Below are 23118 nucleotides of genomic sequence, written 5' to 3' on the forward strand. Positions count from 1 at the left end.
ATGTCCGACATCCGGGGCGCCGAAATCACCGTGCGCGGCATCGTGCAGGGAGTGGGATTTCGCCCGTTCGTTTGGCGCCTCGCGCAGCGACTCGCCCTTACCGGCGAAGTCCGCAACACCGGCGATGCAGTCTTCATCCATGCGGGCGGATCGTTGGAGGCCTTGGCGTGCTTCGTGTCGGCGCTGCGCGAGGAGGCGCCCGTTCTCGCCCATGTGGAGGCGATCACCTCGCATCCCGCCGTGCCACCGGATGGGAGGGAGTTCCGCATCGTCGAGAGCGGGGCAGGGGCGGTCTCCGTCGGAATTGTGCCGGATATCGCGACCTGCCCGGCCTGCCGGGCGGAAATCGCCGATCCTGCCGCGCGCCGCTTCGGCTATGCCTTCACCAATTGCACCGAGTGCGGTCCACGCTTTTCCATCGTCCGGGGCCTGCCCTACGATCGCGCCCGCACCACCATGCAGGGTTTTCCCCTGTGCGACGCCTGCCGCGCCGAGTACGAGACTCCACAAGACCGGCGCTTCCACGCCCAGCCCATCGCCTGCCCCACCTGCGGGCCACGGCTGAGTTGGACCTCCCTGGCGACCACGGCGGACACGGTACCCGGCGATGAGGGTGACGATGCCCTGACCCAGGCCGTGGCTGTCCTGAGCACCGGCGGCATCATCACGGTGAAGGGAATCGGCGGCTTCCACATCGCATGCGACGCCACGAACGGCGCGGCAGTGAGCGAATTGCGGCGGCGAAAGCACCGGCCGTCCAAGCCTCTGGCTGTCATGGTGGCGGATCTCACCGCTGCCGCTGCGCTCTGCCCTCTCGCCCCCGGCGAGGCGGAAGCTCTCTGCGACCCGGCGGCCCCCATCGTGCTGCTGGCGCGGCGGCGGGGCGGTCCGCTGGCGGCGGGGCTTGCCCCGGAGCCGGGCCGGATCGGCCTCATGCTCGCTTATTCGCCCTTGCATCATCTGCTTCTGAACCGCGTGGGGCGGCCGCTGGTGATGACCAGCGCCAATCGCGCGAATGCGCCCCAGGTGTTTCGCGACGACGAGGCCGCGCGCGCGCTTGCCGGCATCGTCGACGGCATTCTCGGCCACGACCGGCCGATCGCCCGCCGCCTGGAGGATGGGGTCGTCCGCGTCGTTCAGGAACGGACGCGGGTGCTGCGGCGCGGACGCGGGCAGGCGCCGCGCCCGCTCGATCTGCCGGAGGATTTCTCCGACGCGCCGCCCGTGCTCGCCATGGGCGGCGATCTGAAAAGCGCAGCCTGCCTCACCCATGGCCGCAAGGCGCTGCTGACCCACCATCTCGGCGAGTTGGACACGCCGGCGGTCGAGGATGAGTTCGCGGGCGCGATCGCCGATTATGAGAGCATCTTTTCACACACGCCGTCGGCCGTCGCGCTGGACCCTCATCCCGATTATCGCGCGACCCGGTTCGGGACCCGATACGCCGAGGCCCGCAGCCTGCAAGTGGTCGAGGTGCAGCATCACCATGCCCATATCGCGGCCGCCATGGCGGAAAACGGCTGGCGCCGCGATGCCGGCCCCGTGGTCGGGATCGCCCTGGACGGTCTCGGGCTCGGGAGCGACGGCACCGCCTGGGGTGCCGAAATTCTCGTGTGCGATTATCTCACCTGCCGAAGGCACGGCCGGCTGCGACCAATCCCGCTTGCGGGTGGCGACGCGGCGAGCCGAGAGCCGTGGCGGGTCCTGCTCGCCCATCTCGACGCGGCCGTGGGCGCGGATGCCGTTCCGGCCGAGCTATTTGCGGACAAGCCCATCGCCACCGTGCGGGCAATGATCGCGAAGCAGGTGAACGCACCGCTTGCGAGTTCAGCCGGCCGCTTATTCGACGCCATGGCCGCGCTATTGGGTCTGGCGCCGGATCGCCTCAGCTTCGAGGGCGAAGCCGCCATGGCATTGGAAGCGCACGCCGAAGGGCGGGAGGCGCCTGCACCCTATCCCTTCTCCAAGTCGAATAAAGGGGACCTGCTTGAGCTCGATCCCGCCCCGCTCTGGCGCGCCGCCCTGGCGGATCGCCTCGCGCAGGTGGACGTGGAGATCTGCGCGGCAAAGTTCCATGCAGGGGTCGCGATCGCCTTCGCCGATGCGGCGACGCATGTGGCCCGGGCCGAGGGCCTCACCCATGTGGCCCTCTCCGGCGGGGTATTTCAGAATAGCCTGCTATTGGAAGCGGTCACGAAACGGCTCAGTGCTTCCGGCTATCGCGTCATGGAGCCCGCGCAGGTTCCGGCCAATGACGGCGGGCTGGCCTTTGGCCAGGCGGCGGTCGCGGCGGCGCGCCTTCTGGCTGAGGCTGAAGTCGGGGACGAAACCGGTCACGCGCTTTCCGCCCCGCTTGGAAAGTGAGGTGCCACTTTCCGCCCCGCCCATGGGTCTACTCATCCAACCCTTTGATATTCTTAAAAATAAAAACTGGCACGCGGGTTGCTGAGGGAGCTTGAGCGCATCGCCTCGACGCGAAGGCGTGAGAGCACCACCAGGAGGGACGCCGCATGGTCGGCCTCGAAACCTTTTATGATGTCATGCGGCGGCAGGGCATCACCCGCCGCTCGTTTTTGAAATATTGCTCGCTCACCGCCGCCGCGCTCGGCCTCGGCCCGGAACTCGCGCCGCAGATCGCCCATGCGATGGAAACCAAGCCCCGCCTTCCGGTGCTGTGGCTGCACGGCCTGGAATGCACCTGCTGCTCGGAGAGCTTCATCCGCTCCGCACATCCGCTCGTGAAGGATGTGGTGCTCTCCATGATCTCGCTGGACTATGACGACACGCTCATGGCGTCGGCCGGCCACCAGGCGGAAGCCATCCTCGACGAGGTGATGACCAAATATAAGGGCAATTACATCCTCGCCGTGGAGGGCAATCCGCCGCTCAATGAAGACGGCATGTATTGCATCATCGGCGGCAAGCCGTTTGTGGACCAGTTGAAGAAGGTGGCCAAGGACGCGAAGGCCATCATCTCCTGGGGCTCATGCGCCTCCTATGGCTGCGTGCAGGCGGCGCGGCCGAACCCCACCCGCGCAACGCCGGTGCACGAGGTGATCTTCGACAAGCCCATCATCAAGGTGCCGGGCTGCCCGCCCATCGCCGAGGTGATGACCGGCGTCATCACCTACATGCTCACCTTCGATCGCATCCCGGAACTGGACCGCCAGGGCCGGCCCAAGATGTTTTATTCCCAGCGCATCCACGACAAATGCTATCGGCGCCCGCATTTCGACGCCGGCCAATATGTCGAGAAGTTCGACGATGAGGGCGCCCGCAAAGGCTATTGCCTCTACAAAATGGGCTGCAAGGGCCCGACCACCTACAACGCATGCTCGACCGTGCGCTGGAACGACGGCGTCTCCTTCCCGATCCAGGCGGGGCACGGCTGCATCGGCTGCTCCGAGGACGGCTTCTGGGACAAGGGTTCCTGGTACGCGCGCCTCGCGGACATCAATGGCAAGGGCTTCGGTGTGGAAGCCAATGCGGATCAGATCGGGCTCGCGGCTGCGGGCGTCGTGGGCGGCGCCGTGGCGGTGCACGCAGCGGTCAGCGCCCTGAAGCGCGCCCAGCATAAGGGAGACGCCAAGTGACCATTCAGACCCCCAACGGCTTTTCGCTCGACACCGCCGGGCGTCGCATCGTCGTCGATCCGGTCACCCGCATCGAAGGACACATGCGCTGCGAAGTGAATGTGGACGCCAACAACGTGATCCGCAACGCGGTCTCCACCGGTACCATGTGGCGCGGGCTGGAGGTCATTCTCAAGGGCCGCGATCCGCGCGACGCCTGGGCGTTCGTGGAGCGCATCTGCGGCGTTTGCACGGGCTGCCATGCGCTCACCTCGGTGCGCGCTGTGGAAGATGCGTTACAGATCAAAATCCCCAACAACGCCTTCCTGATCCGCGAGATCATGGCCAAGGTGCTGCAATGGCATGATCACGTCGTGCATTTCTACCATTTGCATGCGCTCGACTGGGTGAACCCGGTCAATGCCCTAAAAGCCGACCCGAAGGCGACGTCGGCGCTTCAGCAGGCGATTTCCGACCATTCCAAATCCTCGCCCGGCTATTTCCGGGACGTGCAGAACCGGCTAAAGAAATTCGTCGAGAGCGGCCAGCTCGGCATCTTCAAGAACGGCTATTGGGACAATCCAGCCTATCTCCTGCCGCCCGAGGCGGATCTCCTGGCGGTGACGCATTATCTCGAGGCGCTCGATTTCCAGCGCGAGATCGTCAAGGTCCACACCATCTTCGGCGGCAAGAACCCGCATCCGAACTACATGGTGGGCGGCGTGCCCTGCGCCATCAACATGGAAGGCGACATGTCGGCCGGTGCGCCGCTGAACATGGAGCGGTTGAACTTCGTGAAGCTGAAGCTTCAGGAAGCCTATGAATTCTCCAAGAACGTCTATGTCCCGGACGTGATCGCCATCGCCAGCTATTACAAGGGCTGGCTCTATGGCGGCGGACTTTCGGCCACCAACGTGATGGATTATGGCGATTACGAAGCCATCCAGGGCAAGAAATCCACGGACCGTCTGCCGGGCGGCGTGATCCTGAACGGAAATTGGAACGAGATTCACCCCATCGACCCGCGCGACCCCGAGCAGGTGCAGGAGTTCGTCACCCATTCCTGGTACACCTACGGCGCGGGCAACAACGACAAGGGCCTGCACCCCTGGGACGGCGTCACGGAGCCGAACTACCAGCTCGGCCCTGCCGCCAAGGGCACCAAAACCAACATCGAAGCCGTGGACGAAGCGGCGAAATATTCCTGGATCAAAGCGCCGCGCTGGAAGGGCAATGCGTGCGAGGTCGGCCCGCTCGCCCGCTACACCCTCGCCTATGCCCATGGGGTGGATTACGTGAAGGGGCAGGTGGACGAGGCGCTCGGCCGCTTCAACACGCTGGCCGGCACGAACCTCACGCCGAAGCAGGCGCTTCCCACCACCATTGGCCGGACGCTCGCTCGCGCACTCGAGGCGCATTATTGCGCCGAGATGATGCTGACCGATTTCGACAATCTGATCGCCAACATCAAGGCCGGCGACAGCACCACCGCCAATGTGGAGAAATGGGACCCGGCCACCTGGCCGAAGGAAGCCAAGGGCGTGGGGACCGTTGCCGCGCCGCGCGGTGGTCTTGGGCACTGGATCAAGATCAAGGACGGCCGTATCGAGAACTACCAGTGCGTCGTCCCAACCACATGGAATGGCGGCCCGCGCGATCCGAAGGGCAATATCGGCGCGTTCGAGGCCTCGCTTCTGAACACGCCCATGGAACGGCCGGACGAGCCCGTGGAGATCCTGCGGACGCTCCATTCGTTCGACCCGTGCCTCGCCTGCTCCACCCATGTGCTGGCGCCGGGCGGCGAGGAACTTGCCCGCGTCACCGTCCGCTAAGGGGAGGGGACAATGACCGATCTGTCCCTCGGCGGCGGAGCGCCCCCTAACGCTGCCTCGGCGGGCGCTCCGCCGCCGGCCGGCGAAGTGCGGAAACTGACCACCGTCTATGTCTATGAGGCGCCGGTACGCCTATGGCATTGGGTCAATGCGCTTTCGATACTGGTGCTGTGCGTCACCGGCTATCTCATCGGCTCACCGCTGCCCACGCTGTCGGGCGAGGCGAGCGCCCATTACATGATGGGTACCATCCGCTTCCTGCATTTCTCGGCCGCCTATATCTTCGCCGTCGGTTTCATCGGCCGGGCTTTGTGGGCGCTGGTGGGCAATCAATATGCGCGTGAGCTTTTCACCTTTCCGTTCTGGAAGGCGAGCTTCTGGCGCGGCTTGTTCATCGAGGTGAAATGGTATGCCTTCCTCAAGCCGCGCCCGCTGAAGTTCGTCGGGCATAATCCGCTTGCCCAATTGTTCATGTTCTGGGTGATGGTGGTGGGCGGCCTGTTCATGATCGGAACCGGGTTCGCCCTTTATTCCGAGGGGGAGGGGCTGGGCAGCTGGCAGGATCGGCTGTTCGGCTGGATCATCCCCGCTCTGGGTGGAAGCATGAACGTGCACACCCTTCACCACCTCGGCATGTGGGTGTTCATCGTGTTCGTGATCATCCACGTCTATTCCGTGATCCGGGAGGACATCATGTCCCGCCAGAGCATGGTCTCGGCCATCACCAATGGCTACCGCTCGTTCCGTGACGACGACCCCGAATAGTGCGTCCGTTACGGCCCTCCTGAAGGCGCGGCTTTTGCCGCGCCTTTTTGTATTTGGAAGCTATCTTTCCAAATCGAGACACAAGTGGAAGCATAACATACAGACCGCCGAAAACGGCGAAGCCATAAGCGGGGGCCGGGCCTTGCCGCCGCTCGATTTGCGATCCGGCAAAGCGATGGCACGGGTCTTGTATTAGACCAACTCGAAAAACCGCGGCGGCAGACCGCATCGGGAGCGTTCCAGGGAGAAAGGCGTCGCATGGCCGACGATCGCATCCTCGTGCTTGGAATTGGCAACATCCTGTGGGCGGATGAAGGGTTCGGCGTACGGGTCGTCGAGGCCATCGACCGCGACTTCGTGATGCCCGACGCCGTCACGCTGCTGGATGGTGGCACCCAGGGTCTCTATCTGCTTCCATATCTGGAAGACGCCGACATCGTGGTGATCGTCGATGCGGTCGATTACGGCCTTCCTCCGGGCACCTTGCATCTGCTCAGCGATGAGGAGGTTCCCGCGGTGCTCGGCGCGCGCAAGGTGAGCCTGCACCAGACCGGCTTCCAGGAAGTCCTAGCCTTGCTTCAATTGCGCGGTTGCGCGCCCCGCATCCTGCGTCTGGTGGGGGTGCAGCCCCACACGCTGGATGATTACGGCGGCGGCCTGACCGATGTGGTCGCGGCGCAGGTGGCGCCCGCAGCCGCGCACGTGGTGACGTTGCTGCACGACGCATTCGGCGTCACGCTCACGCCGCGCACCCAGGCCGACGATGCGGTGCTCGCCCCGCCAGTCGCCCGCTACGCCTATGAATCCGGTCGCCCCAGCGCGGAGGACGCCTGCCGCATCGGCGATGAACGCGTCCTCGTCCTCAGAAGCGAGGGGGCCTGAAAATGTGCGTCGGCATTCCCATGCGCATTCTTGAACGCTCCGGTGACTTCGCCCGATGCGAAAGCGAGGCAGGCCTGGAGCGGGTCGACCTGTCCCTGGTGCCGCAAGCTGGTGTCGGCGACCACGTCCTTGTCTTCCTGGGCGCGGCCCGGCGCGTCTTGGATGGGCGCGAGGCGCGCCTGATCGCCGATGCGCTCGCCGCCCTTTCCGCTGTCATCACAGGTAGCGGTCCGGCCGCGCTGCTGGATGCGGCATTCGCCGATCTCGATCGGGAACCGCAATTGCCGCCGCATCTTGCCGCCGCCCTTGCCGCCGGCCGAAAGGAAGCCTGATGCCCGAAATCGCATTCCCTCTCCCTGCCGCGGTGACGGCGCTCCATCCCCTGGTCGAGCGGCTCATCACCAGCCACGGCTATGCCTATGTGGACGCGCCGGAGGATCTCGGCACCGATCCGCGCGACCGGCTGCTGTTCCTGCCGGCGCACGGAAAATCGCACATGGAGACGCCCGACATCGCGGCGGTGCTCCCCGAATTGGTGCGGGCACTGGATTGTGGGCACCGCCCCCTTACCGGCGCGGTGGCGGGACCCGCCATCGAACGTATCTTGCGCGAAGCCATGGCCCTGGCCTTGCCGGCCATCGTGGTGCTGCGCGACGGGGAGCCGATCGGGTCGATCGCCCGCATGCGCGACTGGGACGAATATCTCACCCGCCTCGGCACGGTGCTAGCCGATGCCTGCGTGACCCATTGAGGATCGAGGAATGGCTTCGCTTCCCATCGCTGCCCACCCGCCCATCGGCTTTGGCCCCGGCAGCCAGACCGAGGGCGCAGACGGCCTCGCCTATCTACCGATGCCTTCGGGGATGCGGGTCTATGAACCCCATCTCCCCGAGGTCGACGATAAGGACCGCCACGCGCCAGCCTTCGCCGCACTGGAGGAGGTTCAGCGGGCTTTGGAGACCTGGGAGCCAGGCGGGCATGCGAGCGTCTCGCTGGCGGGCTTCGATGCGGCGAACCGGCGGCTGATCGACGAGGCGCTGGGCGAGGGGGAGGTTGCCGTCCGGGTCAGCGGCGGCGGTGCGCCCCTGGAAATCCAGGAGGCGACCTTCGCCGGCGTCTGGCGGGTGCGCGGCGCGGAAGGGGTGGACCGGATCGAGGTCGGGGCGTTTCCGCGCGGCGCCCTTCTGCGTGCCTTTCCCACGCGGTGGGAGATTGATCTCGCCGACACCGCCCGGCCGCGTTCCGGCGTCGTCAACGCGCCGCCGATCATCGCCGAGATTGCCCATCGCACCGAAGGCCGCGCGCCGGGCACTCCGGCCCATGTCATCAATTTTTCCCTGCTGCCGCACACGCCCGAGGATCTCGCGCTTATCGACGCCGCGGTCGGCATCGGCGGCCTCACCATTCTGTCCCGTGGCTACGGCAATTGCCGGATCGAGGCGGCAGCACGGCGCGATGTCTGGCGTGTGCGGTATTACAATTCCACCGACATGCTCATCCTCGACACGCTCGAGATCACCGATCTGCCGGAGGTGGCCTGCGCTGCCCCGGAAGACATCGCCGATTCCGCCGAACGGCTGAGCGAAGTGCTCGGGGCCATGCGATGAGGACCGATCATGCGGTTTGAAGGTTCGTTTCGCGGGGCGAATGGCGGGCTAGATCCGAAGACCCGCCTGGAGTGCAAGGTGTGCTGGCACGTCTATGACCCCGCTGAGGGGTGCGAGACGTGGCAGGTCCCCGCCGGTACTCCTTTCGTGGACTTGCCGGATCACTGGCGCTGCCCGGTGTGCGATGGCGACCGCGAACAATTCATGGTGCTCGACCAGGGCGAGGGGATCGCCGCCGCGCCCGCGCCGGCTGTCGATCCGCGCCTGGAGGAGATCGTCCGCACCGTGCCGCCGCGCCTGGAAGCCGCGTTCCGCGAGATTCACGCGGGGCAGATGCGGGGCGTGCCGATCGTCAATGAGACGCTCTCGGTGAAGGCCGTCGGGTTCCGCGTCTACGAAGGGCGGGTGCTCGGCATGCTGGTCACGCCTTGGTTCATGAACCTTGTCCTGCTGCCCGGCCCGGAAGAGGACTGGAGCCGCCTTGCCACCGGAACGAAGGAACTGATCGCGTTTCCCTCGGGCTGGTACGAGTTTCTCGGCGCAAACCGGCCGGAAACCGGCCCCTACAAGGCCTGCTCGCTGTTTTCGCCCATGTTCGACTTCACCTCGATGCTCCAGGCCACGGAAACCGCCACGGCGGCGTTGATCGCATTGCTTGATCCCGCGCACCGCGAAGAAGGTGCGCCCACGGCCGAAATTCGCCGTCGCCGTACCGAGGAATTGGCGGCTCTCGAGGCTGCGGAAGCTTCGGGCGGTGAAGGCGCTCCGGGGGACGCTGCGGAGCAACGGCGCGCCCTCTCGCCCCAACCGACGCGCCGCGAGCTGATCTTCGGCGGCGCCGCCGGCGCGCGCCCGGCATCGGAGCCGGCATGACCGAAACCTTGACCATCACGCGGCCCGGTGTCGCGGCGGGCTGGCACTTTACCAGCGCGCCGATGCTCGATCCCGAGCCGCTGCTGGTCGGCCGGCGCGTGGACGACGCGCTGGAGCTGTTGCCGCGCCTGTTCAATCTCTGCGCGGCCGCCCATCGCGCGGCCGCAAGCCATGCGCTTGGCATGTCAGACGCCGGCAACGCCTCGGCGATGCAAGCCGAAACCGTGCGCGACCATGGGGTGGCGCTGTTTCACCTATGGCCAAGCGTGCTCGGTGCCGCGACGGACCGCGACGGCCTTGCATTGCTCGGGCACGGCGCGCCGAACGAGATCGTCCGCCATGTGTGCGGCGGGGACAACCTGCCGGAATTCTCCAGTGCCCATCTGGCATCCTGGCTGGCCCGCGGCGCAACGCCGGCCGCATGCCTGCTGCGTGACCTGCGTGAGCGCCTGGACCCGGCATGGGGGCGGGTCGCCCTTCGGGACCTGGAGACGGAAGCCCTCGATACCGACCTGCTCGAACAGGCACCCTCGCCCCGATGGGAGGCCACAGCCCTCGGGCGCGTGCGTGCCGCGCCCGTCATTCGTGCGCTGCTGCGGGAGGAAGGGGCAAGCCTGTTCGTCCGCCTGCTCGCGCGAATCGTGGATCTGTCTTGGATGGCGATGGGCGGCGGCACCGCGCAACTTCATGGGAAAGCCGGGGCAGGGATCGGCTATGCGCAGGCGTCGCGAGGGATCCTCGTTCACCAGGCGAAGGTGAAGGACGGCCGTGTGCTCGCCTATAGGGTCCGCACGCCCAGCGCGTGGAATCTGGCGCCGGGAGGCCTGTTCGCCCAGATGCTCGCGGCCTTGCCGGCGCGGCGCGAGGCGCAGATGCTGGCGCGGATTGCCGAATGCGCGGTCAATCCCTGTGTTCCGCTGGCCCTCCATTTTGCTCCGGAGGCATGACATGCATGAGATGGCGTTATGCGAGAGCCTGCGGAGCGCGATGGAAGACGCAGCGCGGACGCAGAATTTTTCGCGCGTCACGAGGGTGCGCCTTGCGATCGGTGCGTTTGCGGGCGTTGAGCCCGAGGCTTTGCGCTTCGGCTTCGACGTTGTGATGCGCGGGTCGCTCGCCGAAGGCGCCGAACTGGTGATGATCACCGAGAGCGGAACCGCCTGGTGCTTCGCCTGCGGAACCACGGTGCCACTCGCCGGCCGGCTCGATCCCTGCCCGGTTTGCGGCGGTGAACGGCTGCTGCCCAACGGCGGCACCGAGATGAAAATCAAAGACCTGGAGGTCGTGTGATGTGCGTCGCCTGCGGTTGTGGCTCCGATGCCGTCACCCTGTCCGGTCCCGATGCCGTGCAGGCGGGGCAGGGCGCCCATTCCCATTCTCATGAGTCTGCTTCCCATGACGGGGCGCACCATCACGGGCACACACACGGGCACTCCCATGCCCATTCCCACGGGCATTCACCCGATGCCGGCGCACCCGAGCAACCGCAGCACAGCCACGCGCCCGGCCTTGATGCGCGCCGCATGGTGGAGATCGAGCAGAACATCCTGGCCAAGAACGACGGGTTCGCGGCACAGAACCGCGTTCGGCTCGCCGCGGACGGGGTTTTCGCCCTGAACCTGCTCGCGGGTCCTGGCGCCGGCAAGACGACGCTGCTGGTCGAGACCCTGAAAGCGCTCGCCGGCCGCGTTCCCGCTGCCGTCATCGAGGGCGACCAGCAGACCGCGAACGATGCCGAGCGGATCCGTGCAGTCGGATTCCCCGCGGTCCAGATCAACACCGGGAAGGGCTGTCACCTGGACGCGCACATGGTCGGCCATGCGCTGGACCGGCTGCCGCTTCCCGCGGGCGGAATTCTCTTCATCGAGAACGTTGGCAATCTGGTCTGCCCGGCGGCCTTCGATCTCGGCGAGGACAAGCGCATCACCCTCCTCTCGGTGACCGAGGGCGAGGATAAGCCACTGAAATATCCGGATATCTTCGAGGGTGCAGATCTGGTTCTGCTGACCAAGGCCGACCTGCTGCCGCATCTGGACGTGGATTTCGCCGCCATCGCCGGAAATGTCGCGCGCATCAATCCCACGGCACGGGTGATCACCCTTTCCTCGCGCTCCGGCGCTGGATTTGCGGAATGGCTGGCTTGGCTTGAGGACGGGCGGCGGGCGCGGCTGGAGGAGCTGGCGCGGGCCGCCGATCAGCGGGCACAGGCGCTGCGCGGTGCCGTCCATACGGCGGCGGAGTAGGGGGGTGAGCACCCGCCCCGCCCTTCTTCTGGTGGACGATGAGCCACGCTCGGTGGAGGTGATGGCGCGCGTGCTCGGCGAGGAATTCGAGGTCTTCACCGCCCTCGGCGCGGCGGAGGCGCGGCGCATCCTGGAAAGCGAGTGGATCCAGGCGGTCTTCTGCGATCAGCGCATGCCGGAGGTGTCGGGCGTCACGTTCTTGACCGAGGTTCGGGAGCGCTGGCCGGAAATTGTCCGCGTCATCGTCACCGGCTATACTGAGCCGGAAGACATGATCGGGGCGATCAACGGCGCCGGCATCTATCAATATATCACCAAGCCCTGGCATCCCGACCAATTGTTGCTGGTGGCCCGCAATGCCGCCCATCTGTTCGCTCTGCAGCGCGACCATCATCGCCTCTCGCTGGAACTGAAGCTCGCCGCCCCGGCGGCGCAGGCCCGTCTTGCGGCCCAGCACGAGCGCGTGGCGCGGAACTTCCATTTCGACACCTTGATCCGCAGCCCCGACAGCCCGTTAAACGAGACCTGCCGGCGCGCGGCCCAGGTGGCCGTGTTCGACGTGCCGGTGCTGATCCAGGGCGAGACCGGAACCGGCAAGGAACTGCTCGCGCGGGCGATCCATTATTCCAGCCTACGGTCGGAGCGCCCGTTCTTTGCGGTCAATTGCGGAGCTATTCCGGACGAATTGCTCGAATCCGAATTGTTCGGGCACAAGAAGGGCGCTTTCACCGGCGCTCACACCACGCGTATCGGATTGCTGGACGAAGCGGACGGCGGCACCATTCTTCTGGACGAGATCGGCGATGTTTCGCCTGCATTTCAGGTGAAGCTCCTGCGTTTTCTGCAGGAGGGAGAGATCCGGCCTGTCGGCTCCAACGACTCCAAGCTCGTGAATGTCCGGGTGCTGGCGGCGACCCATCGCGACCTCACGCAGGAGATCGCCGGCGGCCGGTTCCGTGAGGATCTTTACTACCGCCTCTCGGCGATGGCGTTGATGATGCCGACCCTGCGCGCGCGACGCAATGATCTGCGGGTGCTGGCCACGGCCATTCTCGACGGCCTCTGCAATCTCCACAGCAAGAGCGTGAAGGGCTTTACCGACGAAGCGCTCGCCTGCATCGAGGCCTATGACTGGCCCGGAAATGTGCGCGAGATGCAGAATGAGGTGCTGCGCATGCTGGTTCTGTCCACCGGACCAGAGCTCGGTGCCGATCTGCTCTCGCCCCATGTGGTGCGCGCCGCCGCTGCGCCCGAAGGCGCGTCCCAGCAGATCGCGCTGCCCGACGGCGGCCTGCTGAAAGACCGCATCGAGCGCATCGAAGCCTCCATCCTCATGGAAACGCTCGTGCGCTGTCGCTGGAACAAGAGCCGGGCGGCCGAGGAACTCGGCCTGTCCCGCGTTGGCCTGAGGGCGAAGATCGACCGCTACGGGATCGCCCGCGGTCGCACCTTCGCACGCCATTAAGGAGACGAACCCATGTGCCTCGGGATTCCCGGTCGGATCGTCGCCATTGCCGACGCGGACGCAATGTTGGCGATCGTGGATGTTTCCGGCGTCCGCCGCAGCGTCGACGTCGTCTGCGTTGCAGAACCGGGCGCGCCGCTGGACGCGCTGATTGGCGTCTGGGTGCTGGTGCATGTGGGCTTCGCCATGAGCCGGATCGACGAGGCGGAAGCCGCAGCCACGCTGAAGGTGCTCGCCGAGATCGGCGAGATGGACGCGGAGATGGACGCGATGCGCACCGGCAGCGTCGAACCCGCAGGCACGGGCAGGGCAGGGGGCGATCATGCGTTTCGTCAGTGAATTCCGCGATCCGGCCCTCGCAACCGGACTGATACGGGAGATCGGCACGCTTGCGGCGCGCCTGGAGCGGGGACGTACCAATCCGGTCGCCGTCATGGAGGTGTGCGGGGGGCACACCCACGCCATTTTCCGCTACGGGCTGGAAGGACTGCTGCCCGATATCATCGAATTCGTGCACGGACCGGGATGTCCGGTCTGCGTCCTGCCCATGGGGCGGGTAGATGATTGCGTCGCCATCGCGGAGCGGCCGGAGGTGATCTTCGCCACCTTCGGCGATGCCATGCGCGTGCCGGGCTCGCGCAAGAGCCTGCTCCAGGCAAAGGCGGACGGCGCCGACGTGCGCATGGTCTATTCGCCGCTTGATGCGCTGGAGCTGGCGCGGCGCAATCCAGGCCGCGAGGTGGTGTTCTTCGGCCTTGGGTTTGAAACCACCATGCCTTCAACGGCTCTGACCGTGCTGCGCGCCGCGCGCGAGAACATCTCCAATTTTTTCTTGTTCTGCAATCACATCACCATCATCCCGACCTTGCGGGCCTTGCTGGAGCAGCCGGACTTCGGCATCGACGGCTTCATCGGGCCGGGCCATGTCTCCATGGTCATCGGCACGGAGCCCTATCGCTTCATCGCCGAGGAATTTCACCGGCCGCTGGTGGTGGCGGGGTTCGAGCCGATCGACCTGCTGCAATCTCTCCTGATGGTGCTGCGGCAGCTCGCGGCGGGCGAGGCGCGGATCGAGAATCAATATGCCCGCGTGGTTCCGGACCGGGGCAATCCCGCCGCCCTCGCCGCCGTCACGGAAGTATATGAGACCCGCCCCACGTTCGAATGGCGCGGGCTCGGTTCCATCGCCGAATCGGGGGTGCGGCTGCGTGAACCCTATGCCCGGTTCGATGCCGAACGCCGTTTCGCCGTGCCGGATGTGAAGGTCGCCGATCCCGCCGCCTGCCGCTGCGGAGAGGTACTCACCGGGGCCGTGAAGCCCTGGGCCTGCCCCGTCTTCGGTACCGGTTGCACGCCTGAAATGCCGCTCGGCGCGCTGATGGTTTCCTCCGAAGGCGCATGCGCGGCCTATTATCAATATGGCGGCATGAAGGGGGCGGCATGAACATTCCTTTTGACCGGCCCGTGCGCCGGCCCCGCCGCGTGACGCAGGCCACCGTGACGCTGGCCCATGGCGGCGGCGGCACGGCCATGCGCGATCTCATCGAGGATGTGTTTCTGGAGACCTTCGCCGGGGCAGGGCACCCCGCCCCGGAGGATCAGGCGCGGTTCGACCTGACGGCGCTGGCCGCGCTGGGCGACCGGCTGGCTTTCACCACTGATTCCTTCGTCGTCGATCCCCTGTTCTTCCCTGGCGGCGACATCGGCACCCTCGCCGTCTGCGGCACGGTGAACGATCTCGCCGTGGGCGGAGCGCGCCCGGTGGCGCTGTCGTGTGCTGTCATCATCGAGGAAGGATTGCCGGTCGAGACCCTGCGTGCCGTTGTGGCCTCCATGGCACGCACGGCGGCGGCGGCCGGTGTCTCCATCGTCACCGGAGACACGAAGGTGGTCGCGCGCGGGGCATGCGATAAGCTTTTCATCACCACCACCGGCATCGGCGTGGTGCGGACCGGCCTCCATGTGGGCATCGACCGTGCGCGGCCCGGTGACGTGGTACTGGTAAACGGCCTGCTCGGCGACCACGGGGCGGCCATCTTGAATGCCCGCGGCGATCTTGCACTTGAGACCACGATCGCTAGCGATTGCGCGCCGTTGCACGAGCTTGTGGATGTTCTGATCACAGCGGCGCCGGGCGTTCGGATGATGCGGGACGCCACGCGCGGCGGCGCGGCGGCCGTGCTCAATGAGTTGGCCGAGGCGAGCGCGGTGGGCGTGCGGGTGCGTGAAACGGATCTACCGATCCGCCCCGAGGTGAATGGCTTCTGCGAGATTCTTGGCCTCGACCCGCTCTACCTCGCCAATGAAGGCAAGCTGATTGCGGTGGTGCCAGCCGAGGAGGCCGCGGCTGCGCTTTCGGCATGGCGTGTGCATCCGCTGGGGCAGGGGGCTGTCGCCATCGGCACAATTGTGGCGGAACGACCCGGCCGCGTCGTGATGGAAACGCGCTTCGGCGGCGAGCGCATCGTGGACATGCTGGTGGGCGATCAATTGCCCCGGATCTGTTGAGCTTGATGACTTGTGCGTTGCGACCCATCCACCAAAGATGAACCCGTCCTTCAGGAGAGTGGCTTTATGACTCGTCCCGCCTTTCGTGTCCTCGCAATCGCCAGCGCCATGGCGCTGGCGCCTTCTCTAGCCTTCGCCCATACCGGCGTCGGCGCCACGCACGGCTTCGTGCACGGCTTCATGCATCCCGTGACCGGCCTCGACCATGTGCTGGCCATGGTCACCGTCGGCATTCTGGCCTGGCAGATGGGCGGGCGCGCCATCTGGTTGCTGCCTCTCAGCTTCGTGAGCTTGATGGCGGTCGGCGGCGCCCTGGGCATGAGCGGCTTCGACCTGCCTTACGTAGAGACGGGCATCGCCTTGTCGGTGGTGGTTCTCGGAGCCGCAGTCGCGATGGGCGTCAAGGCACCGCTGGCTTTCGCCATGGGTCTTGTCGGCATGTTTGCCGTGTTCCATGGCCACGCCCACGGCGCCGAAATGCCCGAGAATGCCGGCGGCCTGTCCTATGGATTCGGTTTCATGCTGGGCACCGCATTGCTGCATGTCTCCGGACTCGGCCTTGGCTTTGCCATTGGCCGGCTCGGCGAGACCTCGGGTCGCGCCTTCGTACGTGGTGCGGGTGCCGCCATTTCACTGGCGGGCGTAGCGCTCCTGACCGGCGCGCTTTGAACGAAGACGCTCCGACGGGAGCAAGGCCGGCGTCGCCATGCGTGCGTCGCCGGCTTTTCCTTCGGAGCGAATGCCCCCGTGGGTGCAAGTTGGTCTGGCTGGCGGAGCTAAAGCAGGCCCAGGTGCGCGGTTCATGCCCGGGCAGGATGGAAAATAGTTCCATAATATCTCTTCTGCGATTTTTCTATCAAGGCGTTTCGCCCAATGTACGCGGGTCAGGTGCCTGACGACGGCGTTCCACGTGCCATGTCGAAGAGGTCCGCGCAGCAGCCCTGCCCCGGCGTCTATTCTGAATGTTCGAAAGACGGAGCGTTGTCGTCCGCCCGCTTATGTTGCAGGCGGACGACGCGCTATTTGCGTAACCGGCAGGCGCGGTTCACTCGGCGGCCTTGGTGACCCCAGAGCCCGCCTGCCATGCTGGCCGGCCTACGCTGTCGTAGGTGAAGCCGAGCTCGGCCATCTCGTCGGGACGGTAGATGTTGCGCAGATCCACCAGCACCGGCTGCGTCATGAGCGTCTTCAGCTTTGCAAAATCAAGCGCCCGGAACGCATCCCATTCCGTCACGATCACAATCGCGTCCGCCCCTTCCGCAATCTCATAGGGGCCGGTGCCGTAGGCCACGCCCGCGGGAAGCACCTTCTTGGCTTCCTCCATCCCTTCCGGGTCATAGGCCCGCACCTTCACGCCCCGGTCCAGAAGCGTGTTCACGATCGCGATCGCAGGGCTGTCGCGCATGTCGTCCGTGTTCGGCTTGAACGTCAGACCAAGCACCGCCACCGTCTTCCCGCGCGGATCGGACCCCAGCGCCCGGATCACCTTCTTGCCAACCGCAAGCTTGCGCACGTCATTCACCGCAACCACCGTCTCGATGATCCGCAGCGGCGTGCCCGCCTGCTGCGCCGTGCGCGTCAGCGCCAGCGTATCCTTCGGAAAGCACGATCCGCCATAGCCCGGACCCGCATGCAGGAACTTGCCCCCGATGCGGTTGTCGAGCCCGATCCCGCGCGCCACTTCCTGAACGTTCGCCCCGACCTCCTCGCACAGGTCCGCGATCTCGTTGATGAAGGTGATCTTCATCGCCAAAAACGCGTTCCCGGCATATTTGATCAGTTCCGACGTGCGCCGGCTGGTGAACAGAAGCGGCAGGTTGTTCAGCGACAAAGGACGATACACCTGCGCCATCACCTCGCGCGCGCGCGGCTCCTCGCTGCCCACCACGACCCGGTCCGGACGCTTGAAATCCTCGATCGCCGCCCCCTCGCGCAAAAACTCCGGGTTCGACACGACCGAGATATCCGCATCCGGGCGCGTCTCCCGGATCACCCGCTCCACCTCGTCGCCCGTGCCCACCGGAACCGTCGACTTGGTCACCACAACCGTATAGCCGTCCGCGGCCGCCGCGATCTCGCGCGCCGCCGCATACACATAGGACAGGTCCGCATGCCCGTCGCCGCGCCGCGAAGGCGTGCCCACCGCGATGAACACCGCGTGCGCCTCCTTCACCGCCTCCGTCAGGTCGGTCGCGAAATCCAGCCGGCCCGCCGCAACATTGCGGTGCACAAGCTCGTCCAGCCCAGGCTCGAAAATCGGGATCTCGCCCTTTTCAAGCATCGCGATCTTCTTGGCATCCTTGTCGATGCACGTCACACGATGGCCAAAGTCCGCAAAACAGGCCCCAGACACAAGCCCAACGTACCCCGTCCCAATCATCGCAATGCGCATGTCTGCCAATGTCCCAGTTTTACCGAATAGAGCCGAGAGCTTACGGCATCGCGCCTGTTTGCGCTGCAATGCGGTAGGTTAACAGTGTTTTTCCTTAAACGATTCCGGCGCTCAGGCAATCGCGCCCGTGTGCACCGCAGCGCTCAGGCCAGGGCGGACACGAGCGAGCCCTTGGCGAGAGCGTCGAACGCCTGAAGGGCGCGCAGCAATGGCTCCATATCCCGCAGTGCGATCATATTCGGCCCGTCCGAGGGCGCGTGATCGGGGTCGGGATGGGTTTCGATGAACACCGCCGCCACACCCACCGCGACGGCCGCACGCGCAAGAACGGGAACGAATTCGCGCTGTCCGCCGGAGGAGCCGCCCTGCCCTCCGGGCTGCTGCACCGAATGGGTGGCATCGAATACCACTGGAGCGCCGGTTGCCGCCAGTTCGGGCAAGGCGCGCATGTCCGACACCAGTGTGTTGTAGCCGAACGAAACACCACGTTCCGTCACCAGCACATTGGGATTGCCGCTCTGAGTCAGCTTGGCCACCACATTCTTCATGTCCCAGGGCGCCAGGAACTGGCCCTTCTTGACGTTCACCACCCGTCCGGTCTGCGCGGCGGCGATCAGAAGGTCCGTCTGGCGGCAGAGAAAGGCGGGAATCTGAAGAATATCAACCACCTCGGCGAGTGGGGCGCATTGGTCGATTTCATGCACGTCGGTCAAAACCGGGGCGCCGATGGTTTCGCGAATCTCCGCAAAAATCGGCAGAGCCGCCTTCAGCCCGATCCCGCGCGCGCCTGAAATCGAGGTCCGGTTGGCTTTGTCGAATGAGGATTTGAACACCAGTCCCATGCCGAGACGCTTGGTGATCGCCGACAGCTCCTTCGCCACGTCCAGCACGTGGTTCCGGCTTTCGATCTGGCAGGGCCCCGCGATCAGCGTGAGCGGCGCCCGGTTCGAAATCTTGAGGCCGCCAACCTCAACCACCGCGTTCGGCACAATGTCATTGCTCACGCACGTGTCTCCTGCACCTTATCTCGGTCCGCCAAGTCCCGCGGCGGCGTTATGGCATGGTCTGGTGCGCAGAACGAGACCCAGGCCGCTGCGACCCCGCGGTTTGCATTTCACAATAAACAATTAAATAATGTGATATATTTAATTTCCCACGCGCACATTGCAAACGGGAAAAGAGGCGATTAGTTTCGTGTCATCAGGATTGGCTTCAGCGCGCAGCATGTCTCAGGTATCTCCCGTTCCCGAACTGGTCTTGGAGCTTGTTTCGCTGGCCCTGCGCGCCGGCCGCGTCATCCTCGATATCTATGCTACCGATTTCACAGTGAGCCAAAAGGCCGACTCCTCGCAGGTAACGCAGGCGGACCGCGATGCAGAGGCCTTGATTCTCAAGGGGCTGGCGGATCTCCATCCCGATATTCCGGTGGTCGCCGAGGAAGAAGCGGCAGCAGGGCGTATTCCGCATGCGGGAAAGCGGTTCTTCCTCGTCGATCCCCTCGATGGAACGAGAGAATTCGTTTCGCGCAACGGCGAATTCACAGTCAATATCGCGCTGATCGAAGAGGGCGCGCCAAGCGCGGGGGTCGTCTATGCCCCTGCTCTCGGCGTGGTGTATGCCGGCGCGGTCGGCTTCGGCGCCTGGAAGGGCGCCGTGCGTGACGACCATCTGTCCTCGCTCGCGCCGATCAAGGTCCGCGAGGCCCCTGCCCGGCTCTGTGCCATCGGCAGCCGCTCCCACGGAAGCGCGCAAACCACCGACTGGCTTGGTCAATTCCCGGTGGAGACCTTCCGCGCGGCGGGCTCCTCGCTGAAATTCTGCCTTGTCGCGGAAGGCGAAGCCGATCTCTATCCCCGCCTCGGGCGCACGATGGAATGGGACACCGCCGCCGGTGATGCTGTGTTGCGCGCGGCGGGGGGCGTGGTCACTACCATGGAGGGGCGCCCGCTGACCTATGGGCGGTGCATTCAGAATGGAGATGCCCCCTTCGCCAACCCCCATTTCGTCGCCTACGGCGACCAGAACCTGGTGCGGCTTCCGTCCGCCCCTGCCCGCGGCTGAGTCTCTCTTGAGACCGATCGCCGCGACAAAAAGGAATGCCGAACGTGTCGCCCAATCGACTGACGCATCTCCAGCGTCTTGAATCCGAATCGATCTTCATCCTGCGCGAGGTCGCGGCCGAATTCCGCAATCCGGTGATGCTGTATTCGATCGGCAAGGATTCTGCGGTGATGCTTCATCTTGCGATGAAGGCTTTCTATCCGTCCAAACCGCCCTTTCCTCTGCTCCACGTCGATACCACCTGGAAATTTCGCGAGATGATCGCCTTCCGGGATGCGATGGCCAAGACTCTCGGCTTCGATCTTCTGGTTCATACCAACCAGGAAGGCCTCGCGCAGGGAATCAATCCTTTCGATCACGGTTCCTCCCTATATACAAACGTCATGAAGACCGACGCGCTGAAGGAAGCGCTGACCCGGCACGGCTTCGACGCGGCCTTCGGCGGCGCGCGGCGCGATGAGGAGAAGAGCCGCGCGAAGGAGCGCGTATTCTCGTTCCGCACCGCCAGTCACGGCTGGGACCCAAAGAACCAACGGCCGGAGTTATGGAACCTCTACAACGCCCGCGTAAAGCCGGGCGAATCCATTCGGGTATTTCCGCTCTCCAACTGGACCGAGCTGGATATCTGGCAATATATTCTTGCTGAACGCATTCCCATTGTGCCGCTCTATTTTGCCGCCAAGCGCCCGATAGTGTGGCGTGATGGGCAAATGATCATGGTTGACGATGCGCGCATGCCGCTTTTGCCGGGCGAGACGCCGGAACACCGCATGATCCGCTTCCGCACGCTCGGCTGCTATCCACTCACCGCCGCCATCGACAGCACGGCGGCGACGCTGGAAGACATCGTGCAGGAAATGCTGGTGGCGCGGACATCCGAACGGTCTGGCCGGCTGATTGACCACGATGACGCCGCCTCGATGGAAAAGAAGAAGCGCGAGGGCTATTTCTGATGAACGTCGCTCCGCTTACGGAACTCTTCGCAAGCGAAGGCAAGAGCTTGTTGCGCTTCCTCACCTGCGGCAGCGTGGATGACGGGAAGTCGACGCTTATCGGCCGTCTGCTCTACGATACCAAGCTGTTGTTCGACGACCAGATCGCAACCCTTGCCAAGGATTCACGTAAGCATGGCACCGCAGGCGACGAACTGGACTTCGCATTGCTTGTGGACGGCTTGGCGGCGGAGCGCGAACAAGGCATAACTATTGATGTTGCCTATCGCTTCTTCAATACTGAACGGCGCAAGTTTATCGTCGCCGATACGCCCGGTCATGAACAATATACTCGCAACATGGCCACCGGCGCCTCCAATTCGGATCTCGCCGTGATCCTGGTGGATGCGCGGCAAGGTCTGCTCACTCAGACGCGCCGCCATTCCTTCATCGTCTCGCTTCTCGGTATCCGTCACGTGGTTTTGGCGGTGAATAAGATTGATCTGGTCGGGTTTTCACAGAACCGATTCGATGAGATCGTCGCTGAATATGTGAGGCTCATCGAACCGCTGGGATTCGAGACCTTTCAGGCGGTGCCGCTTTCAGCGCGCTATGGCGACAATATCATGGCCCGCAGCGCCAATACGCCCTGGTATCACGGCCCCGCCTTGGTCGAATACCTGGAAAATGTCGACGTCGCGGAAAAGGCGGTGGCCCGTCCATTCCGCCTTCCTGTGCAATGGGTTAACCGGCCCAACCTGGATTTTCGCGGCTTTTCCGGCACCATCGTAAGCGGCACCGTGCGGCCGGGGGATAGCGTGGTGGTGGCAGGTTCGGGCCGCACCACGCAGGTCAAATCCATCGTCACCCGCGATGGCGATTTAGCGGAAGCCGTTGCGGGACAAGCGGTTACAGTGACATTGGCGGATGAAGTCGATGTATCGCGCGGGGATATACTTGCCGATGCGGTCCAGAGGCCGGAGCGGGCGGATCAGTTTGCGGCACAGATCATCTGGATGCATGACGAGCCGCTGCTGCCGGGCCGGCCCTATCTGATCAAGATCGGCACCCGCACGCTCGGCGCCACCTTCACGGAAATAAAGCATAAGGTCGATGTCAACACATTCCAGAAGTTGGCAGCTAAAACGCTCACCTTGAATGAGGTTGGCGTTGTTAATGTTGCATGTCGCGATGCGGTGTCTTTCGATGCCTTCTCGGATGTTCCAGAGACCGGCGCTTTCATCGTCATCGACCGGCTTAGCAACCAGACGGTCGGCGCCGGGATGGTGCAATTTGCCTTGCGGCGGGCGACCAATGTGCATTGGCAGGCGCTCGACGTATCGAAGGAAGCAAGGGCAACCCTGAAGCATCAAAGGCCCGCTGTCTTATGGTTCACGGGCTTGTCCGGCTCGGGTAAATCCACCATCGCGTCCCTGGTTGAAAAGAAGCTTTATGCCGCGGGGCGCCACACTTACATGCTCGATGGAGACAACGTCCGCCACGGGCTCAACAAAGATCTTGGGTTTACAGATGCCGACCGCGTTGAAAACATCCGCCGCGTTGCGGAGGTGGCCCGTTTGTTCGTAGATGCTGGCATGGTCGTTCTGGTTTCCTTCATTTCTCCGTTCAGGGCGGACCGGCAGATGGCCCGCGAACTTTTGAGTGAGGGCGAGTTCATCGAAGTCTTCGTAGACACTCCCTTGGAAGTGGCCGAAAAGCGCGATCCAAAGGGCTTGTATAAAAAGGCAAGACAAGGGTTGATCGCCAATTTCACCGGCATCGACAGCCCATATGAGGCACCAGAAAGCCCGGAACTTCTGCTCGCGGGTGGAGAAAAGTCGGCTGAAGAGTTGGCGGAACAAGTGTTCAATTATCTTTCCGATCGTGATTATTTGCACAGCGACGAGGATGCCGGCGACTGGACCATTTAGCTCCGGCGTTGCGCCCCTTCGGATCGCGGGAGGGATTAAAAGGCCGGCGGAAAAT

At 64.6% G+C, this 23118-nt stretch carries 22 protein-coding genes; 20 read left to right on the forward strand and 2 right to left on the reverse strand.

Annotated elements, in window-relative coordinates:
- The 17 genes from hypF (at position 1) to V5F78_RS08735 (ending at position 16416) form a co-directional block, all read left to right on the forward strand.
- On the forward strand, positions 1-2364 hold the full coding sequence (hypF, locus tag V5F78_RS08655) for a carbamoyltransferase HypF (protein ID WP_394071413.1): 2364 nt from the start codon (positions 1-3) through the stop codon (positions 2362-2364).
- Between the two features lie 146 nt (positions 2365-2510).
- Complete coding sequence (locus tag V5F78_RS08660; RefSeq protein WP_394012385.1) at positions 2511-3593, forward strand: hydrogenase small subunit; 1083 nt, start codon at positions 2511-2513, stop codon at positions 3591-3593.
- Entirely contained in the window at positions 3590-5404 is a 1815-nt protein-coding gene (locus V5F78_RS08665) for a nickel-dependent hydrogenase large subunit (RefSeq protein WP_394012384.1), read from the forward strand. The genes V5F78_RS08660 and V5F78_RS08665 overlap by 4 nt, the downstream gene beginning before the upstream one ends.
- Positions 5405-5416: 12 nt before the next feature.
- Positions 5417-6169, forward strand: coding sequence for a Ni/Fe-hydrogenase, b-type cytochrome subunit (cybH, locus tag V5F78_RS08670; protein ID WP_394071412.1), 753 nt, complete (start codon positions 5417-5419; stop codon positions 6167-6169).
- A gap of 258 nt (positions 6170-6427) precedes the next feature.
- Positions 6428-7051: a HyaD/HybD family hydrogenase maturation endopeptidase gene (locus V5F78_RS08675; protein WP_394071411.1), complete on the forward strand. Its 624-nt coding sequence runs from the start codon at positions 6428-6430 to the stop codon at positions 7049-7051.
- A gap of 2 nt (positions 7052-7053) precedes the next feature.
- The gene (locus V5F78_RS08680; protein WP_394071410.1) at positions 7054-7383 is read left to right on the forward strand and encodes a HypC/HybG/HupF family hydrogenase formation chaperone; all 330 of its coding nucleotides are present in this window, start codon (positions 7054-7056) and stop codon (positions 7381-7383) included.
- Positions 7383-7802 (forward strand): thioredoxin domain-containing protein, encoded by a 420-nt coding sequence (locus V5F78_RS08685; RefSeq protein ID WP_394071409.1) that lies wholly within the window; start codon positions 7383-7385, stop codon positions 7800-7802. The genes V5F78_RS08680 and V5F78_RS08685 overlap by 1 nt, the downstream gene beginning before the upstream one ends.
- Positions 7803-7812: 10 nt before the next feature.
- A complete protein-coding gene (locus V5F78_RS08690) occupies positions 7813-8658 on the forward strand; it encodes a hydrogenase expression/formation protein (protein ID WP_394071408.1) in 846 nt (281 codons plus the stop codon).
- A gap of 9 nt (positions 8659-8667) precedes the next feature.
- On the forward strand, positions 8668-9531 hold the full coding sequence (locus V5F78_RS08695; RefSeq protein WP_394071407.1) for a [NiFe]-hydrogenase assembly chaperone HybE: 864 nt from the start codon (positions 8668-8670) through the stop codon (positions 9529-9531).
- Positions 9528-10478 carry a nickel-dependent hydrogenase large subunit gene (locus tag V5F78_RS08700; protein WP_394071406.1) on the forward strand — a complete coding sequence of 317 codons (951 nt, stop codon included), beginning with the start codon at positions 9528-9530 and terminating at the stop codon, positions 10476-10478. The genes V5F78_RS08695 and V5F78_RS08700 overlap by 4 nt, the downstream gene beginning before the upstream one ends.
- A gap of 1 nt (position 10479) precedes the next feature.
- Positions 10480-10821, forward strand: a complete 342-nt coding sequence (gene hypA / locus V5F78_RS08705) for a hydrogenase maturation nickel metallochaperone HypA (RefSeq protein WP_394071405.1) — start codon at positions 10480-10482, stop codon at positions 10819-10821.
- On the forward strand, positions 10821-11774 hold the full coding sequence (hypB, locus tag V5F78_RS08710) for a hydrogenase nickel incorporation protein HypB (RefSeq protein WP_394071404.1): 954 nt from the start codon (positions 10821-10823) through the stop codon (positions 11772-11774). Before hypA ends, hypB begins: the two co-directional genes overlap by 1 nt.
- Before the next feature lie 4 nt (positions 11775-11778).
- On the forward strand, positions 11779-13239 hold the full coding sequence (locus V5F78_RS08715; protein WP_394071403.1) for a sigma-54-dependent transcriptional regulator: 1461 nt from the start codon (positions 11779-11781) through the stop codon (positions 13237-13239).
- Positions 13240-13251: 12 nt separating this feature from the next.
- A complete protein-coding gene (locus tag V5F78_RS08720; RefSeq protein ID WP_394071402.1) occupies positions 13252-13578 on the forward strand; it encodes a HypC/HybG/HupF family hydrogenase formation chaperone in 327 nt (108 codons plus the stop codon).
- Positions 13562-14683, forward strand: a complete 1122-nt coding sequence (gene hypD / locus V5F78_RS08725; protein ID WP_394071401.1) for a hydrogenase formation protein HypD — start codon at positions 13562-13564, stop codon at positions 14681-14683. Before V5F78_RS08720 ends, hypD begins: the two co-directional genes overlap by 17 nt.
- On the forward strand, positions 14680-15747 hold the full coding sequence (hypE, locus tag V5F78_RS08730; protein WP_394071400.1) for a hydrogenase expression/formation protein HypE: 1068 nt from the start codon (positions 14680-14682) through the stop codon (positions 15745-15747). The genes hypD and hypE overlap by 4 nt, the downstream gene beginning before the upstream one ends.
- 66 nt (positions 15748-15813) lie before the next feature.
- A complete protein-coding gene (locus V5F78_RS08735) occupies positions 15814-16416 on the forward strand; it encodes a HupE/UreJ family protein (RefSeq protein WP_394071399.1) in 603 nt (200 codons plus the stop codon).
- 376 nt (positions 16417-16792) lie between these two features.
- Here the strand turns inward: V5F78_RS08735 and V5F78_RS08740 are convergent, their stop codons facing one another.
- On the reverse strand, positions 16793-18139 hold the full coding sequence (locus tag V5F78_RS08740) for a nucleotide sugar dehydrogenase (protein ID WP_509276725.1): 1347 nt from the start codon (positions 18137-18139) through the stop codon (positions 16793-16795).
- Between the two features lie 143 nt (positions 18140-18282).
- Positions 18283-19143 carry a 3-deoxy-8-phosphooctulonate synthase gene (gene kdsA / locus V5F78_RS08745; protein ID WP_394071831.1) on the reverse strand — a complete coding sequence of 287 codons (861 nt, stop codon included), beginning with the start codon at positions 19141-19143 and terminating at the stop codon, positions 18283-18285.
- A gap of 220 nt (positions 19144-19363) precedes the next feature.
- On the opposite strand from kdsA, the gene cysQ reads away from it, so the two are divergent.
- From cysQ to cysN, 3 genes are read left to right on the forward strand one after another with little or no spacing between them, the layout of a single operon-like run.
- Positions 19364-20200 (forward strand): 3'(2'),5'-bisphosphate nucleotidase CysQ, encoded by an 837-nt coding sequence (gene cysQ, locus V5F78_RS08750; RefSeq protein WP_394071830.1) that lies wholly within the window; start codon positions 19364-19366, stop codon positions 20198-20200.
- 35 nt (positions 20201-20235) lie between these two features.
- Complete coding sequence (gene cysD / locus V5F78_RS08755; RefSeq protein WP_394071829.1) at positions 20236-21153, forward strand: sulfate adenylyltransferase subunit CysD; 918 nt, start codon at positions 20236-20238, stop codon at positions 21151-21153.
- Complete coding sequence (gene cysN, locus V5F78_RS08760; protein ID WP_394071828.1) at positions 21153-23063, forward strand: sulfate adenylyltransferase subunit CysN; 1911 nt, start codon at positions 21153-21155, stop codon at positions 23061-23063. The genes cysD and cysN overlap by 1 nt, the downstream gene beginning before the upstream one ends.
- Positions 23064-23118: the final 55 nt, after the last annotated feature.

It is taken from the genome of Roseixanthobacter glucoisosaccharinicivorans (genome assembly GCF_043195095.2).
GTDB lineage: Bacteria > Pseudomonadota > Alphaproteobacteria > Rhizobiales > Xanthobacteraceae > NCEH01.